Genomic DNA, 16,385 nt, shown 5'->3' with positions numbered 1-16,385 from the left:
AGATGAGGGGTGTTCCAGCTTGCCGCCGGCGCCACTCCGTCCAGCACCCCTCAACCGTCTTGGCGTTGCGCGCCAATCCACCTTCTCCCACAAAGGGAGAAGGAAAAGCCTCTATTCCGGCACGTACCGCACCGCCCCCTTGGCGGCACTTGTCGCCATCGCCGCATAGGCGCGCAAGGCCGTCGTCACCTTGCGCTTGCGCTTTTCTTCGGGCTTCCAGGCAGCCGTTCCCCTGGCCTCCATCGCGGCGCGACGGGCGATGAGTTCGGCGTCGTCGACAGCAAGCCTGATGGTGCGGTTGGGGATATCGATCTCGATCGTGTCGCCTTCCCTGACCAGCCCGATCAGACCGCCTTCCGCGGCTTCCGGCGAGACATGGCCGATCGACAGGCCGGAGGTGCCGCCGGAAAAACGACCGTCGGTGATCAGTGCGCAGGCTTTGCCGAGACCTTTCGACTTCAAATAGCTGGTCGGGTAGAGCATTTCCTGCATGCCGGGTCCGCCGCGTGGCCCTTCATAGCGGATGACGACGACATCGCCGGCCTTGATCTCGTTCGACAGGATCGCCTTGACGCTGGCGTCCTGGCTTTCGAACACTCTTGCCGGACCGGTGAATTTCAGGATCGATTCATCGACGCCCGCCGTCTTCACGATGCAGCCATCGATTGCCAGATTGCCTTTCAGCACGGCAAGGCCGCCATCCCTGGAGAAAGGATGTTCGGCCGAGCGGATGACGCCCTTCTCGCGGTCGAGATCGAGATCGTCCCAGCGGCGGTCTTGGCTGAACGCGACTTGCGTCGGCACGCCGCCGGGTGCCGCCAGGAAGAAATCCCGGACATTCTGGCTGGTGGTGCGCGAAATGTCCCAATGATCGAGCGCTTCGCCGAGGCTTGCGGTGTGCACCGTCGGCAGGTCGCGGTTGATCAGCCCGGCGCTATCCAACTGGCCGAGGATGGCCATGATGCCGCCGGCGCGATGGACATCCTCCATGTGGACGTCAGCCTTGGCCGGAGCCACCTTGCACAGCACCGGCACCCGCCGCGACAGCCGGTCGATGTCCTCCATGGTGAAGTCGACCTCGCCCTCATGTGCCGCGGCGAGGATGTGCAGGACCGTGTTGGTCGAGCCGCCCATGGCGATGTCGAGCGTCATGGCATTCTCGAAGGCGCCCTTCGAGGCGATGCTGCGCGGCAGCGCGGTGTCATCGTCCTGCTCGTAATAGCGCTGGGCGAGATCGACGATCAGATGACCGGCCTCGACAAACAGCCGCTTGCGGTCGGCGTGCGTGGCCAACGTCGAGCCGTTGCCGGGCAGCGAGAGGCCGAGCGCCTCGGTCAGGCAGTTCATCGAATTGGCGGTGAACATGCCGGAGCAGGAGCCACAGGTCGGACAGGCCGAGCGCTCGATGATCCTGACGTCCTCGTCGGACACCTTGTCGTCGGCGGCTGCGACCATGGCGTCGACCAGGTCAAGCGCCTGGGTCTTGCCGGCGAGCACCACCTTGCCGGCCTCCATCGGCCCGCCGGAGACGAAGACGGTCGGGATGTTGAGGCGCAGCGACGCCATCAGCATGCCGGGCGTGATCTTGTCGCAATTCGAGATGCAGACCATCGCGTCGGCGCAGTGCGCGTTGACCATGTATTCGACCGAGTCGGCGATCAATTCGCGCGACGGCAGCGAATAGAGCATGCCGTCATGGCCCATGGCGATGCCGTCATCGACGGCAATGGTGTTGAACTCCTTGGCGACGCCGCCGGCTTTTTCGATCTCGCGGGCAACCAGCTGGCCGAGATCCTTCAAATGGACATGGCCCGGCACGAATTGGGTGAAGGAATTGACCACGGCAATGATCGGCTTGCCGAAATCCGAATCCTTCATGCCGGTAGCGCGCCACAGGCCGCGGGCGCCGGCCATGTTGCGGCCATGGGTGGTGGTGCGGGAACGGTAGGCGGGCATTGAACTGTCCTTGCTGTCTGCGTCGCGCCCAAAGGTGCGGAAAACCGGAATTGAGCCGCAGGCCTTATAGACGGCACACTCTGGTCTGGCCACAATTTTGCGCTGCGCCAGGGTGCGGAACGAGCGGCCAGCCAAAGACGCAGCCGGCCCAGACCGTAAAAAAGTCAGAGGTGCTGTCGGATCGGGTCTCGTTCGAGCGTCCTTGGGCAGACGGCGGAACCGGGCATCAATTGCCAGCCAGCCGTTTTGCGAGTGAAAACAAAGCCAAAACCAGCCCGAGGAGCAAGAGAATGCAAAAGATCACCCCCTGCCTGTGGTTCAACGATCAGGCCGAGGAGGCCATGAACCATTATGTCTCCATCTTCAAGAATTCGAAGGTGCTGAGCGTGATGCGCTGGCCCAAGGGCAGCGGCGATAATGAGGGCAAGGTGCTGATGGTCTCATTCGAGCTCGACGGCGTTCAGTTCCAGGCGCTGAACGGCGGGCCGCAATTCAAGTTCACCGAGGCGGTCTCGCTCTCCATCGACTGCAAGACGCAGGAAGAGGTCGACTATTTCTGGGACAGGCTCATCGCGGGCGGTGGCCAGCCCAGCCAGTGCAGCTGGCTGAAGGACAAATTCGGCCTCTCCTGGCAGGTCGTTCCCGAGCAGCTGCCCAGGCTGCTGCTGGACGCCGACAGGGAAAAGGCCGGCCGCGTGATGCAGGCGATGATGCAGATGAGCAAGATCGACATCGCCAAGATCGAAGAGGCAGCCAAGGGGTGAATGGAACGCGATCTTGCCTTCTCCCCCCTGTGGGAGAAGGTGGATCGGCGCGAAGCGCCGAGACGGTTGAGGGGTGTGGGACGGAATGAGACGTTGGTGTTTTCTGGAACACCCCTCATCCGTCGCCTTCGGCGACACCTTCTCCCACAAGGGGAGAAGGGAAAACCAACAGCTCAAGCCGCCCTGTCGCGGACCTGATAATCCTTGACCGCGGTGAAGCGGATCGCCTTCCAGCGCTCGGCCTCGTAGTTGAGCGAGAAGGCGTGCTGGGCGAGGAACACCGGATCGTTGTCGAGATCGCGCGCGATGTCGCCGCGATGCGCCTCGATGAAGCGCTGGAGTTCGGCCTTATCGTCGGCCGATATCCAGCGGCAGACGGAAAAGCGCGACATCTCGAAATCGACCGGCAGTGTGTATTCGAAGTTTAGCCGCTCCTTCAAGACGTCGAGCTGCAGGGCGCCGACGACGCCGACGATGGCTGGCGAGCCGTCCTCCGGCGAGAACAATTGCACGACGCCTTCCTCGGCCATCTGGTGCAGTGCTTCCTTGAGCTTCTTGGCTTTCATGGCATCGCCGAGGCGAACGCGGCGCAGGATTTCAGGCGCGAAATTCGGCACACCGCGAAACAGGATCTCCTCGCCTTCGGTCAGCGTGTCGCCGATGCGCAGCGTGCCGTGGTTGGGGATGCCGACGACATCGCCGGCGAACGCCTCGTCGGCCGTGACGCGGGTGCGGGCGAAGAAGAATTGCGGTGCCGACAGGCTCATCGGTTTTCCCGTGCGCACCAGCTTGGCCTTCATGCCGCGCTCGAGCTTGCCGGAGCAGACGCGGACGAAAGCGATGCGGTCGCGATGGTTGGGGTCCATATTGGCCTGGATCTTGAAGACGAAGGAGGTCATCTTGTCCTCGGTCGCCTCGACCTTGCGGCTGTCGGCCTCCTGCGCGCGCGGCGGCGGCCCGTAGGCGCCGAGTGCCTCGATCAGGTCGCGCACGCCGTAATTGCGCAGCGCCGAACCGAAATAGACCGGCGTCAAATGGCCCTCGCGGAAGGCATCGAGGTCGAGCGGTCGACAGGCCGCGCGCGCCAGCTCCAGCTCCTCGATGAAGGCCTCGCGCTCGTTCTCCGGCAACAGGCCGGCGACGCGGTTGGAATCGGGTCCATTGACCGGCGTGCGCTCCTTTTCGGCGTCGCCCTTGCGCACCGCGTTCAGCGCCAGATGGTAGGTCCCGGAAAAGGTCTTGCCGCGGCCGATCGGCCAGGTGATCGGCGCTGTATCCAGTGCCAGCTTCTGCTCGATTTCATCGAGGATGTCGAACGGGTCTCGGCTTTCGCGGTCCATTTTGTTGACGAAGGTGATGATCGGGATGTCGCGCAGCCGGCAGACCTCGAACAGTTTCAGCGTGCGCGGCTCGATGCCCTTGGCGGCGTCGATCACCATGACCGCGCTGTCGACCGCCGACAGCGTGCGATAGGTGTCGTCGGCGAAATCCTCGTGGCCGGGCGTGTCGAGCAGGTTGAAGACGGTGTCCTCGTATTCGAAGGTCATCACCGAGGTGACCACCGAAATGCCGCGCTCGCGTTCGATCTTCATCCAGTCCGAGCGGGTCTGGATGCGGTCCTTCTTGGCCTTGACCTCGCCGGCAAGCTGGATGGCGCCGCCGAACAAAAGCAGTTTTTCGGTGAGCGTCGTCTTGCCGGCGTCGGGGTGGGCAATGATCGCGAAAGTGCGGCGGCGCGATACCGCTTGTTCGATGTCTTCAGCCAATTTCATGGAATCCTGTCTGTGGCGCGGGCTTCTAGCAGCGCTTTTCCGGCCTGTCGAACGGAAACACCACCCTTCGCCCTCAATGCCAGATGATGCAAATGTCACTGCGGGCCGCGAGTTCAGTCACGGATCACAGCCGCTTCAGTGACCGAACCGGCACTATCAGTGCGGATGGCGAGCCATTCATAGTCGATCGAAAGCAATCCCCTTTCCGGGCCAAGGACATAGACCAGGCTCCAATCGGAAAACTTGTCGGTCTCAGGCGGCGCGCCGAGCGCCGCAAGGACTTCTGCCCGCGATTTCCCAACCAACCACCCGGTCAGCACCAGGCTGTCGGCGATGCGATGGCGTTTATGCAAGGGATCATGCCAGCTGTAGTCACCGACTTGCCACCACGATCGAATGAACGGCAGTGGGCCGAAGAAGACGGCATAGACGATCATGACCATGGCAGTGCCAAGAGCCAGACCTCGCGTCCAGCGGCGCAAACGAGCCCTTTGTGGCGGGGACATGATCTCTGGTCGGGAACTCAACAGCGGAAAGCTTTCTCGCAAAGACGATGTCATCGACCGTTTCGAGAACGGAACACCACGACGCACCAAAGGTGTGCATGTATCACGACGGCGGGAGGGTATGAAGTCCTGCCGTTTAAAGGTGGAGGGCCGTGAGCAAAGACATCCTCTTCATCGGCGCTTCCATCGCCTGGAACCTGAGTGCAGTGCTTGTCAACCTTTCCGGCTGCAGCCGCCGCCGGTTCACGTCCCGACATCAGGCCGGTTCGGCCGCATGGCTCTCGAAGGCCACCTCCGGAATCCACTCGGCAATTGTGGCGCCGATCCTGCCGGCATGGTCCTCCTGTAGATAATGCGCGCCGGGTCCGAGATCGATCAACCGGCAGTTCTTCAGGCCGGCCGCGAATTCCCGTGCCGCATGCGGCGAGACGAGGGCCCCCGGATCGCCTGAGAAAAGCAGCTTCGGGTAGGAGGAGAGCCGGAGCGCCCGATGGTCGTGCTCGCTGATGGCAGCGACATCGGCGGGCTGGCCTTCAATCGGCAGGTCGCGCGGCAGCCGCAGGATCGGCTTGCGCGATTGGGGCGTCGGGAACGGTGCCCGGTAGGAGGCCATTTCCTCATCGCTCATCGTGCGCAGCACCGCAGCCGGAAGCACCTTTTCGACGAAGACGTTGTCTTCCAGGACAAGCTTCTCACCGACGCCAGGCGTGCGCATTGCCTTGAACAATTCGCGCGCCTGCGGACGCTGGTGAAAATCGTCCCAACTCTCGAAGGGGCGGATGAATTCCATGAAGGCGAGGCCGAGGATCCGCTGCGGCCGCCGGGCCGCGAGATGGAAGGCGAGCGCGGTGCCCCAGTCCTGCGCGACGACCACCACGTCACTGATGCCAAGCGTCTCGATGAAGGCGTCGAGATAGCGGACGTGGTCGAAGAAGCGATAGTCGATGTCCGGCTTGCCGGATTGGCCATAGCCGATCAGGTCGGGCGCAATGCAGCGGCCGAACGGCGCCACATGCGGGATGATGTCGCGCCAGATGTAGGACGACGTCGGGTTGCCGTGCAGGAATAGCACCGTCGGACCGGCAGTACCTGCCTCGACATAGGAGATGGTGGAATCGAGTACCGCGACTTCCGAGCGCGGCACCGTTGTGCGGGATTGCTGCTTTTCGAGTTTCGGGTTCATCGGATCAGCTCCTTTTTTACGAAGACTGTTTTGAAGACGATATTCTTGAAACGCTCGAGCGGTTCGGGACTGCGCTCCACCTTCATGCGCAGCATCGCGCCTTGCCAGGAACTCAACAGGAAATCGGCGAGGTCCTCGGCATCGAACGCGTCGGTGATGTCGCCAGCCGCCTGGCCCTCGGCGATGCATTCGGCAAAGGGCTTGCGCCAGCGTTCGAAGATGGCGACGAGTTGCAGCCTCAGCGCCTCACTGTGAGCCGCCGTCTCGAGGCTGAGATTGCCGATCATGCAGCCCCGTGCCCAATCATGCGCCTCCAGCTTCGACGTGATGATTTCGAGATAGCGGCGCAAGCGCCCGACCGGGGGTGTGCCGTCCCGGGCAAGGGCCTGCTCCGCCAAACCGCTCACATAGGCGAAATAGCGGTCCAGCACCTCGCCGGTGAACGCCTCCTTGGAGGCAAAATGATTGGTGAAGGACCCCGGACGGGCATCGGCCGCGGCGACGATGTCGCGTACGCCGGCGGCCGAATAGCCGGAGCTCCAGATGGTTTTGAAACCGGCGTCGAGAAGTTTTTCGCGAAGTGAATGTCTAGCCATGCCAGGTAAAATACGTACGTACGTATTAAAGTCAAGAGGCACATTTGATACGGCTCGCTCTTGGCAGAACCCACGGGCAATGGCATCGCAGTGGTGGCGTTGGAACGAGGAGTGAAGCATGACAGCTGCGAAAGAAGTGATCGTCATCGGCGCCGGTATCATCGGCGCCTCCATCGCCTGGCACCTGACCAGGGCTGGAGCAAAGGTGACGGTCGTTGCCGGCAGCGGCGCCGGCGGCGTCGCGACACCGAATTCCTTTGCCTGGATCAATGCCAGCTGGGGTAATCCGCAGCCTTACTTCCGACTACGGACTCGATCGATGGCCGAATGGACGCGACTGGCGAACGAGGTGCCCGGCATCCCGTTGCAATGGTGCGGCGGCCTGTGCTGGGACCTGCCACGTCCCGAACTCGAAGCCTATGCGGCCGAGCACTCCGCATGGGGCTACGGCATCGAGCGTGTCGACCTTGCCGGAGCGGCCCGCATCGAGCCCAATCTGACCGAGCTTCCCGATTTCGCCCTTTATGTCGCCGAGGAAGGCGTTGCCGAGCCGGTCGCCGCCACGCAAGCACTGCTGGCCGACGCCGAACGGCGCGGCGCGCGAATTGTAGCCGGGACGACCGTCACCGCTCTGGTGCAAGCCAACGGCAGGATTGCCGGCGTCGATACATCCGGCGGGCGGATTGCTGCCGACGAGGTGGTGATCGCGGCCGGAGCCGGCTCCCCGGCAATCGCTGCCACAGCCGGGATAGAACTGCCGATCGAAACGCCGCCCGGCCTGATCGTGCATTCGCGCCCCTACGAAAAGCTGCTCAACGGCCTGGTGATCGGCGACCGCCTGCATATGCGCCAGACGGCGGAAGGCCGCGTCATCGCCGGCTCGGATTTCGGTGGCGCCGATCCCGGCATGGATGCCCCGGCCACCGCCCGCGAGCTGTTTGCGGCGATGAAGGCGATGCTGCGCGGCGCGGATGGGCTGGAACTCGATTTCCACACCATTGGCTATCGGCCCACGCCGGTCGATGGCTTTCCGATCATAGGCCGCGCCGAAGGCACGAGCGGCGTCTATGTCGCCGTTATGCATTCCGGCATCACGCTGGCGCCGGCCGTCGCCCTGTTCGCCGCCCGCGAAATCCTCGACGGCGAGCGCGATCCGCTGCTTGATCCCTACGGACTGGCGCGGTTTACTCAATAGCCGGGCGGGCGGCGAAAGCCGCCGGCCAGCGGCTCGATTGCCCTGGCGATTCCGAGCAGGCGCCGCTCCGACCAGCGTTTGCCGACAAGCTGTAGTCCGATGGGCAGGCCGTCGCGATCTTGTCCGCAGGGCAGCGACAGTGCCGGATGGCCGCTGTAGTTGAACACCGCGCCATAGGCCGGCAGCATCAAGTAGCTTTGCGTCTTGCCGTCGACCTCGATCGGCGTTCCCGGCTCGCAATGCGGGAAGGCGGTGGCCATGGCGACCGGGCACAGCAAGGCGTCGCAGCCGTCGAAGAACCGTTCCCACGCCAGGATGGAGCTGTCGCGGCGGGCGAGCGCCTCGAACCAGCGCGAGACCGGCGTCGGCTTCTCCGGTGGTTTGGGCTGGGCCGCCTCCAGCATCATGCCGATCAGCGCACCGCCTTGTGCTAGGTCGTCGTGCAGGTCGAGCTCCGGCAATTTGGCATCCTCGACGATGGCGCCTGCCGACTGAAGCTCCTTTGCCAGACTTTCGACCGCCGCGCTGATCTCGCCGGCCACCGGAAAGCCCGGAAAGGACGGCGCGACGGCAATGCGCAAATTTCTGAGATCCAGCTCCGGCATGGTTTCGACCGGTACCGGCGCAAGGTCGGTATCGCTTCCATCCGGCCCGGCAATGAGGCCGTAGATCAGTGCCAGGTCCTCGACGCTGCGCGCCAGCGGTCCGAGGCAGGACATCAGCCGCACGCTGCGCGGCGCCCCGCCCGGGTCGGGGAAGGCGCCGGCGAGCGAGACGCGGTGCTCGGTCGGCTTGAGGCCGTAGACGCCACAAAAGGCGGCCGGCAGCCGGATCGAATCCTGCATGTCGGTGCCGACCTCGAACGGCGTCATACCAGTGCCGAGCGCCGCCGCCGCACCGCCGCTGGAGCCGCCGGCGGTGCGCTGGAGGTTCCAGGGGTTGCCGGTGCGGCCGAACAGTGGATTGTCAGACTGCCAGTCACCGAGCATCGTCGCCACGTTCGTCTTGCCCACCAGCACGCCGCCTGCCGCCTTCAGCCGGGCAACGACCGGACTGTCTGCCCTCGGAGCATAGTCGGCGAAGGCCGGGAAGCCGACGGTGGTTCTCATGCCGGCGGTTTCATGCGTGTCTTTCAGTGTGAACGGCACGCCATGCAGCGGCCCAAGAGCCTCGCCGCGCGCCTGCGCGTCGTCGGCTTTGACGGCGCGTTGCCGCGCACCGTCCCGATCGAGGGTTACGACGGCATTGACCGCCTTATTGTGCCTGTCGATCTGCGCCAGATGCTCGTCCAGCACCTCTATTGCGGAAACCGTACGGTCGCGGATGGCCGCGGCCAGTTTGGTGGTCGAGGAAAAGACGATATCCATGGTGAATGCTCCGGGCTATCGCGCCGCGATCCTCAAAATGGCGGATTGGCGCGTGGATACAAGCCTGGCTCGGCATTCGACGATGGCGGCGCTTGATCGGGATTGCGCTGCGGGGCCTGTTGAGGGTCGGCGCTGTCCAGCGGCCTCGCTGCGCTCGGTACCTCTGCGGCTTACCGTCCTCTGTTGTGCGTCCGCTCATAGAGCTCACGGATGATGCCGCTTGCCGTGGTCTCGAACAGAAACGGCAAGAAAGCATGAACGAGCGCGGCAAAGGCCGCCATGAACAATCGCGACGAGAACCATGCGGCGAAAGCCATATGGCCGAAATAACTCTCGCCGACCGCGGCCGGGTGAGAGGTGAAAAGTCTTGCGAGCCGTGCGGTCATGTCGATCCCTCCTGCCGGCATGAAGAGCCGGCGATGAGTATACTGGCATGGGTGTTCGGTTCATCGGTCTCAAATTGTCCTTGTGAAAGGCTGAATTTTGGGACAAACATCCCACATGGCGCCGGAAATAGACGAAATAGACCGGAGATTGCTGGCCGAGCTGCAACGCGACGGCACGCTGTCCGTCGACCAGCTCTCGGCAAGAATATCGCTGTCGCGCAATGCCTGCTGGCGCCGGGTGAAGCGGCTGGAGGAGGACGGCGTCATCACCGGCCGGGTGGCGCTGGTCGATGCCGACAAGCTTGGGCTCGGCCTTTCGGTGTTCATCCTGATCCGCACCTCCAACCACGATCCCGACTGGCTGCAAAGATTCCGGGCGGCGGTGACCGGCTTTGCCGAGATCACCGGCGCTTACCGCATGTCCGGCGATCTCGACTATGTCCTGCGCGCCCGCGTCGCCGATGTGAAGGCGTATGACCGGCTCTATCAACGGCTGATCGCCAAGGTGGCACTATCCGACGTTTCGGCCTCCTTCGTCATGGAGGAGATCAAGGAGACCACGGTCGTTCCGATGGAACTGCGCTGAGGCGGAACCGCACTGAAAGAAAGCCGTTGATAGCATTGCCGCCGAGTTGACTGAGCCGGCGTTCGCGACGATAGGATCAGCCTCATGCGCGCAGCACTTTATCCCACCTCCGTCATCGGTCCGGCTGTCGGCTTCGTCAGGCTGCCGCATGGCGAGGGCTTGCCGCTTCCGGCCTATGAAAGCTCGGGCGCCGCCGGCATGGACCTGCGCGCCGCCGTCCCGGACGACAGGCCGCTTTTGATCCTGCCGGGAAAGCGCGCGCTGGTGCCGACCGGGCTGGTCCTGGAAATTCCGGAGGGCGTCGAAGGCCAGGTCCGGCCGCGTTCGGGCCTCGCCTTCAAGCACGGGCTCACCTGCCTCAACACGCCGGGCACCATCGACAGTGACTATCGCGGCGAGGTCAAGGTGCTGCTGATCAATCTCGGCGACGAGGATTTCGCGGTGACGCGGGGCATGCGGATCGCCCAGATCGTCTTCGCCCCGGTGACGCAGGCGACCGTCGAGGAGCGCACATTGGCTGGCGGTACGGCGCGCGGCTCGGGCGGCTTCGGATCGACCGGCACGGCCTGATGAAAATACCCAAGCTCGTCATCTTCGATTGCGACGGGGTTCTGGTCGACACCGAGAACCTGGCCAATCGGCGCCTCGCCGAGTGGCTGACCGCGGCCGGCTTTCCGGCCAGCTTCGAATATTGCCGCAAGAATTTCTCCGGCCGCAGCATGGTCTCGGTGCAGAAGGAAGTCGAGGCGACCGGCGTCAGCCTCGGCGCCGATTTCGTCGAGCGTTGGAACGCCGGCCTGCCGGACCTGTTTGCGCATGGCGTCGAGGCCATCCCCTACGTTCGCGAGTTCATCGAAACCGTGCACGCCGCCGGCATCGCCACCTGCGTCGCCTCGTCGGCACGGGTACCGAAAATGCACATCACGCTCGGTCAGACCGGGCTGCTGCCGCTGTTCGAGCATGCGCTGTTCAGCTCGACCATGGTCTCGCGCGGTAAGCCGTTCCCCGACCTCTTCCTGCATGCGGCAGCGACGATGGGCTTCGCACCCGCCGACTGCATCGTCATCGAGGACAGCGTCGCCGGCACGGCAGCCGGCATCGCCGCCGGCATGCGCGTCTATTCCTACCACGGCGACCCGCTTTCCGACCGCGACGGGCTGATCGAAGCCGGCGGCATCCTGTTCGACGACATGCGTGAACTGGCCGGGCTGGTGCCGATCCACTGATCGCCTTTGCGCAGCCTGCATGCGCGCCCGATCTCAGACCGGGCGCGGCGCCCCAAGTACTCGGTCGACCGTGTCGCGTATGAGACTGCGCAGATTGGCCGGCCTGTCGAGATGACTGACGACAAGGAGGCCGTCGGCCGCCACCGTTAGCGCGTCCGCGGTGCGGTCCGGATCGGGATCTGCGTCGGCGATCAGCAAGTCCCTGAGGGTGCCCCACTTCCAGTGACGATGCTGATCGATCGCCTGGCGAACCGGGCTGCTGGGGTCCGGATATTCAGCAGCGGCGTTCTGAAACGGGCAGCCGCGGTAGCCCGGCTGATCCGCCGCGTCGGCGATGAGATCGAATATGGCAAGGATCATCTGGCGAGGTGGCCGCCGGCCAAGGCTCGCGATTGCCGCCCGTCCTCCCTTGCTGAGCTCCTCGATATAGGCGCGGACGAGGTCGTCCTTGGCCGCGAAGTGATGATAGAACGTCGCCTTGGCAACGCCGGCCTCGGCGATGATGCGGTCGATCCCGACTGCACGGACCCCCTCCAGAGAAAACAGTGCGGTCGCCGTATCGAGGATGCGACGGGACGGTGGGCGACTTCGCCGGCGGCGCCCAACGGATAGCCCCAGGCGTTTTTCGTCGACTGCCGGGTGGATGAGGGCGACGTACGGGCCCTTACTTTCGCCGACGGCAAGATTGTGCGAGAGCGGCTCATCGCCCGCGACGAGCAGAGCCGGCGGATCGTGTGGGGATGGCTCGGCGACGAGGTCACCCACGATAATACCTTCATGCAGGTCTTTGCCGAGGGCGAGGGCCGGAGCCGCCTGGTCTGGATCCACGACACTCTGCCCGACGAACTCGGCGCGTGGCTCGCAGCCGCCATGGATCAGCTGGTGCCGGTTTTCCAGCAGACCCTGGCGAGCCAAGCCAAGCCAACATAGTGAGGCAACGCCAGGTGTTTCCTCTTGGTCGCAAAATGCTCTAGCTTGCGCGCGCCCGACATAACGAGCGCGCGCATGACCTTCTCCCTGCTTCGTTTCATCTTTGCCTGCCTGCTGCTGCCTTGCCTTTGGATGGCGGCCAGCGCCGAGGCCGTCAGTTTCCCGGAGCTCGGCAGCGCTGTCCCCGGCCACGGCGATGTCACCTATCTCGATCTCGCCAGGATGGTCATTCCCGATCTGACCGCGGACAAGAACGGTTTTTTCCGAGGTTCGATGCCGATCGAGATGCGCCACGTCGCTGGACCGGACTACGACGGCTCGCCGCCGGCGACGTCGGGTCTTTCCAGCGGCGACGTGCTCGGCATCAAGGCCGGCGGCAAGGACCGGCTGGCGATGCTGCTCGACCTCGGCGACTCGCCTGACAGCGCCGAGGGTTATGCCGTGCTGGCACTCTACGACATCACCGGCAAGCCGGCCTTGCTCGACGCGGTCAATGTCGCCGTCGACCGCAGCACCTACTTTCGCGATCCGGGCAAGCTGTCGATCGGGCCCGGCGATGACGCCATCATCAGCATGAGCATGCATTTCAATTCGAGCCAGGGCTATGGGATCACGCCGCTGATCATGGTCCGCAACGACAGGTTCGAGCTGATCGACATGATCTATACGTTCGACGAAAACCTCTGCACCCATAGGAGGACACAGAATGCGGCGTTCCAGGTGATCGCCGACGGCCAGCCCTATGCAGCCATCAAGGTCACGGTGACCGACGCGACGCTGCCGGGAGAAGAAAGCTGCGACGGCCAGCCGCCGCCAGAGGCGTCTTCGCGCGACATCTCCGTCACCTATCATTGGGACAAAAATGCTTCGCGCTACGTCAAGGATTCCGACGCGCTGGATCGATTGGCAGATGACAACGCCAAACGCTTCTGAGCCAACCGCATTTGTTTGCCCGGCGCCTTCCGCCGGGCTAGAATTTGCCTCACATTCTGCACTGGAGGGGAGCATCCATGGACAAGGGCAAGATTTTTCGCGACCTGCATGCCTCGATCTTCGTCATGGCCAATTCCTGGGACGTCGGCACGACCAAGCTCTTGGCCTCATTCGGCTTCAAGGCGCTGGCCACGACCAGCGCCGGCTTTGCCTTTTCGCGCGGCCTGCCGGACGGCGCGGTGACGTTCGAGGCGATGATCCATCATTGCCGTGAAGTGTCAGCGGCGACCGGGCTGCCGGTTTCGGCGGACCTCGAAAAGGGCAAGGGCGACAGCGCGACAAGTGCCGGCGAGACCATCTTCGCCGCCGAGGCGGCTGGCCTCGCCGGCTGCTCGATCGAGGACCATACCGGCGAGCCCGACAAGCCGATCTATGATTTTGCGCATGCCGTCGAGCGCGTCGCGGCGGCGGCGGAAGCGGCACGGGCACTGAAACGCGATTTCGTCTTCACCGCGCGGGCCGAGAATTTCCTGTGGGGCAAGCCCGACCTCGACGATACGATCAAGCGGCTGCAGGCCTTCGAGAAGGCCGGCGCCGACGTGCTCTATGCACCGGGGCTGGGCGACATCGAGATGGTGCGAACCGTCTGCTCGGCGCTGACCAAGCCGGTCAACGTCATGGCCGGGCCCGGCTTCACCATCGCCGACCTGGCCATGGCGGGGGTAAAGCGCGTCTCGCTCGGCCCATGGCTGACCAATTTCGCCTTCGGCATGCTGGAGACCGCGGCGCGCGAGATCCAGCAGGATGGCACCTTCGGCTTCACCCGCGCCGCCATGCCGTTCGGCAAGCTGCAGGCGCTATTTGCCAAACCTTCCGCCTAGGTCGGGTCCGGCAAATGACGCTCACGGTCGTGGACATGCACACCGGCGGCGAGCCGCTGCGGATCGTCACCGGCGGCTACCCCGATATTCCCAAGGGCACGATCCTCGAAAAGCGTGCGTATGTGCGCGACCATCTCGATCATCTCAGAAAGATCCTGATGTTCGAGCCGCGCGGCCATTACGACATGTATGGCGCGCTGCTGGTCGAGCCCGACCTGCCGGGCGCCGACCTCGCGGTGCTGTTCATGCACAATGAGGGCTATTCGACGATGTGCGGCCACGCCATCGTCGCGCTCGGCCGCTACGCCGTCGACGAGCGGCTGGTGGCGCCACGCGAGCCGATGACGACCGTCAATATCGAGGCGCCATGCGGGCTGATTTCGGCTGCGGTCGAGGTGAGGGACGGCAAGGCCGGCGCGGTGTCCTTCGAAAGCGTGCCGGCGTTTCTGTTCGCCGGCGACCAGCGGATCGAGCTGCCGGGCTATGGTCCGGTCGGCTTCGACGTCGCCTATGGCGGCGCCTTCTATGCTCTGGCCGACTGCCGCCAGTTCGGGCTGGAATTCGGCAGGAACCGCGTGCGCGATTTCGTCGATGCGGCGACCGCGCTGAGTGATAAGCTGAAGGCCGAATTGCCGCTGTCGCATCCCGACCATGCCGATCTCGCCTTTCTCTACGGCACCATCCTGACCGACGGACAGGATGCGTTCTCCGATACGCCGACCAAAAACATCTGCGTTTTCGCCGAGGCCGAGGTCGACCGTTCGCCGACTGGCTCCGGCGTCACCGCGCGGTTGGCCGTCATGCACGCCAAGGGCCAGATCGAGATTGGCCGAACGCGGCTGTTCGAGAGCATCGCCGGCTCGCGCTTTTCCGGCGCCGTCGTACGCACGGCCACAGCCGGGCCGCATGACGCCATCATCGCCCGCGTCGGCGGCCGCGCCTATTACTCAGGGCGGGCCGAATTCATCGTCGAGGACGACGACGAACTGGGCAGGGGTTTTCTGCTGAGATAGCTCCCTTCCCGTGCCGAGATCGCCTTGTGCAGATGCACCATCATGGCGGCGGCGAACAGTGGCGTCAGAAGGTTGAGCAGCGGCACGGCGAGGAAAGCGGCGACCACCAGCCCGGCCAGGAACACGGTGATCGAGTGCTTTCTGCGCAGCGCCTTGGCCTCGGCCTCCGGGCGAAAGCGCATGGCGGCGAATTCGAAGAACTCGCGCCCGAGCAGATAGCCGTTAACGACGAAGAAGGCGGCGATGTTGATGCCCGGCACCAGCAGCAGCAGCAGGGCGACGATATTGCCGAGGATGACGACGCCGAAGAAGCGGATCGCCAGCACCAGCGAGCGCAACGGCGGCACGGCGCGGCCGGGCGGGTCGTTTGGATAATCCGTGCGCTCGACCACTTCGGCGACGTCGTCGAGGAACAGGCCGGCGATGATCGCCGTCACCGGCGCGATGAGCAGCGCCAAGCCCAGCGCAAGGCCGATGCCGACGACGATGGCGCCCAGCCAACCGGCCCAGGAGGGTAGGGCGGGCAGCCATGCATCGATCCACGGCCAGGCCAGCCATTCGAACAGGCTCTTGATCCCGAACCAAAGCGCCGCCAGCGCCAGCAAGGTCAGCCCCAGCGTCTTCAGGAACACGGAACGGAATTCGGGTGAGAACAGCCGGCTCAAGGCGGCACGGGCGGCGTCGAGGATCACGGCGTTTCCAATTCCATGTCAAACGAGGCCATGGGCGATATTTCGGGATAGGCGGAGACAGGTCGCGAGACAAGCGCAAACCGCGATACGAAGCATCTGCGTTCTGCCCGGATTTATAACTCGCGGCCTAGGCAAAGCCGCATCAAACCGCTAGACCCGCCCGCGCCCGGCGTGGCAGAAAGCCGGTGGGTTTTTGGCGGAGACATGAATTGATGCCGGACTATGACGTGCTTTGTATCGGGAATGCCATCGTCGACATCATCGCCCAGTGCGACGAGGCGTTCCTGGAGACCAACGGCATCATCAAGGGCGCGATGAATTTGATCGACACGAGGCGCGCCGAACTGCTCTACAGCCGCATGGGCCCGGCCATTGAAGCCTCGGGCGGCAGCGCCGGCA

18 protein-coding genes and 1 pseudogene are annotated in these 16,385 nt (G+C 64.2%); 10 read left to right on the top strand and 9 right to left on the bottom strand.

Annotation, left to right across the window (positions count from 1 at the left end; translation table 11 throughout):
• Positions 1-111: 111 nt before the first annotated feature.
• A complete protein-coding gene (ilvD, locus tag NKH60_RS12010; protein WP_352614564.1) occupies positions 112-1,956 on the bottom strand; it encodes a dihydroxy-acid dehydratase in 1,845 nt (614 codons plus the stop codon).
• Positions 1,957-2,246: 290 nt separating this feature from the next.
• Here ilvD and NKH60_RS12005 point away from each other — a divergent pair, with 290 nt between their 5' ends.
• Complete coding sequence (locus tag NKH60_RS12005; RefSeq protein WP_352540429.1) at positions 2,247-2,720, top strand: VOC family protein; 474 nt, start codon at positions 2,247-2,249, stop codon at positions 2,718-2,720.
• Positions 2,721-2,893: 173 nt separating this feature from the next.
• On the opposite strand, the gene NKH60_RS12000 is transcribed toward NKH60_RS12005, so the two are convergent.
• The 4 genes from NKH60_RS12000 to NKH60_RS11985 form a co-directional block, all read right to left on the bottom strand.
• Complete coding sequence (locus NKH60_RS12000; protein ID WP_502898805.1) at positions 2,894-4,492, bottom strand: peptide chain release factor 3; 1,599 nt, start codon at positions 4,490-4,492, stop codon at positions 2,894-2,896.
• 113 nt (positions 4,493-4,605) lie between these two features.
• Complete coding sequence (locus tag NKH60_RS11995) at positions 4,606-4,935, bottom strand: hypothetical protein (protein ID WP_352614561.1); 330 nt, start codon at positions 4,933-4,935, stop codon at positions 4,606-4,608.
• Between the two features lie 319 nt (positions 4,936-5,254).
• Positions 5,255-6,181: a haloalkane dehalogenase gene (locus NKH60_RS11990; RefSeq protein ID WP_352614559.1), complete on the bottom strand. Its 927-nt coding sequence runs from the start codon at positions 6,179-6,181 to the stop codon at positions 5,255-5,257.
• Positions 6,178-6,777: a TetR/AcrR family transcriptional regulator gene (locus tag NKH60_RS11985; RefSeq protein ID WP_352614617.1), complete on the bottom strand. Its 600-nt coding sequence runs from the start codon at positions 6,775-6,777 to the stop codon at positions 6,178-6,180. Before NKH60_RS11985 ends, NKH60_RS11990 begins: the two co-directional genes overlap by 4 nt.
• Positions 6,778-6,895: 118 nt before the next feature.
• On the opposite strand from NKH60_RS11985, the gene NKH60_RS11980 reads away from it, so the two are divergent.
• Positions 6,896-7,972, top strand: coding sequence for an NAD(P)/FAD-dependent oxidoreductase (locus NKH60_RS11980; RefSeq protein WP_352469959.1), 1,077 nt, complete (start codon positions 6,896-6,898; stop codon positions 7,970-7,972).
• Here the strand turns inward: NKH60_RS11980 and NKH60_RS11975 are convergent.
• Together NKH60_RS11975 and NKH60_RS11970 are read right to left on the bottom strand one after the other, a co-directional pair.
• Positions 7,966-9,339 (bottom strand): amidase, encoded by a 1,374-nt coding sequence (locus tag NKH60_RS11975; RefSeq protein ID WP_352614557.1) that lies wholly within the window; start codon positions 9,337-9,339, stop codon positions 7,966-7,968. The genes NKH60_RS11980 and NKH60_RS11975 overlap by 7 nt on opposite strands.
• Positions 9,340-9,509: 170 nt before the next feature.
• Positions 9,510-9,725: a DUF6356 family protein gene (locus NKH60_RS11970; protein WP_352469961.1), complete on the bottom strand. Its 216-nt coding sequence runs from the start codon at positions 9,723-9,725 to the stop codon at positions 9,510-9,512.
• A gap of 115 nt (positions 9,726-9,840) precedes the next feature.
• Between NKH60_RS11970 and NKH60_RS11965 the strand changes: the two genes are divergently transcribed.
• From NKH60_RS11965 to NKH60_RS11955, 3 genes are all read left to right on the top strand, one after another.
• Positions 9,841-10,311: an Lrp/AsnC family transcriptional regulator gene (locus NKH60_RS11965; RefSeq protein ID WP_023676368.1), complete on the top strand. Its 471-nt coding sequence runs from the start codon at positions 9,841-9,843 to the stop codon at positions 10,309-10,311.
• A gap of 84 nt (positions 10,312-10,395) precedes the next feature.
• Positions 10,396-10,881: a dUTP diphosphatase gene (dut, locus tag NKH60_RS11960; RefSeq protein ID WP_352448498.1), complete on the top strand. Its 486-nt coding sequence runs from the start codon at positions 10,396-10,398 to the stop codon at positions 10,879-10,881.
• Complete coding sequence (locus tag NKH60_RS11955) at positions 10,881-11,537, top strand: HAD family hydrolase (RefSeq protein ID WP_352614552.1); 657 nt, start codon at positions 10,881-10,883, stop codon at positions 11,535-11,537. Before dut ends, NKH60_RS11955 begins: the two co-directional genes overlap by 1 nt.
• A 33-nt stretch (positions 11,538-11,570) precedes the next feature.
• Here the strand turns inward: NKH60_RS11955 and NKH60_RS11950 are convergent, their stop codons facing one another.
• Positions 11,571-12,302 carry a TetR/AcrR family transcriptional regulator gene (locus NKH60_RS11950; RefSeq protein ID WP_352872189.1) on the bottom strand — a complete coding sequence of 244 codons (732 nt, stop codon included), beginning with the start codon at positions 12,300-12,302 and terminating at the stop codon, positions 11,571-11,573.
• A 12-nt stretch (positions 12,303-12,314) separates the two neighbouring features.
• Between NKH60_RS11950 and NKH60_RS11945 the strand changes: the two genes are divergently transcribed.
• From NKH60_RS11945 to NKH60_RS11930, 4 genes are all read left to right on the top strand, one after another.
• Positions 12,315-12,467, top strand: a complete 153-nt coding sequence (locus NKH60_RS11945; RefSeq protein WP_352872187.1) for a hypothetical protein — start codon at positions 12,315-12,317, stop codon at positions 12,465-12,467.
• Positions 12,468-12,542: 75 nt separating this feature from the next.
• Positions 12,543-13,400, top strand: coding sequence for a hypothetical protein (locus tag NKH60_RS11940; protein WP_352614546.1), 858 nt, complete (start codon positions 12,543-12,545; stop codon positions 13,398-13,400).
• Positions 13,401-13,477: 77 nt separating this feature from the next.
• Positions 13,478-14,281 carry an isocitrate lyase/PEP mutase family protein gene (locus tag NKH60_RS11935; RefSeq protein ID WP_352469965.1) on the top strand — a complete coding sequence of 268 codons (804 nt, stop codon included), beginning with the start codon at positions 13,478-13,480 and terminating at the stop codon, positions 14,279-14,281.
• 14 nt (positions 14,282-14,295) lie between these two features.
• Positions 14,296-15,294 (top strand): proline racemase family protein, encoded by a 999-nt coding sequence (locus tag NKH60_RS11930; protein WP_352469966.1) that lies wholly within the window; start codon positions 14,296-14,298, stop codon positions 15,292-15,294.
• On the opposite strand, the gene NKH60_RS11925 is transcribed toward NKH60_RS11930, so the two are convergent.
• Positions 15,225-15,986 (bottom strand): sulfate transporter family protein, encoded by a 762-nt coding sequence (locus NKH60_RS11925; protein ID WP_352469967.1) that lies wholly within the window; start codon positions 15,984-15,986, stop codon positions 15,225-15,227. The two genes, NKH60_RS11930 and NKH60_RS11925, sit on opposite strands and share 70 nt — an antisense overlap.
• Before the next feature lie 212 nt (positions 15,987-16,198).
• On the opposite strand from NKH60_RS11925, the pseudogene NKH60_RS11920 reads away from it, so the two are divergent.
• Positions 16,199-16,385 (top strand): annotated as a pseudogene (locus tag NKH60_RS11920) (adenosine kinase); the annotation flags it as partial.

Source organism: Mesorhizobium sp. M1006 (assembly GCF_040318825.1).
GTDB lineage: Bacteria > Pseudomonadota > Alphaproteobacteria > Rhizobiales > Rhizobiaceae > Mesorhizobium.
This window is presented reverse-complemented; position numbering and strand designations above follow the sequence as displayed.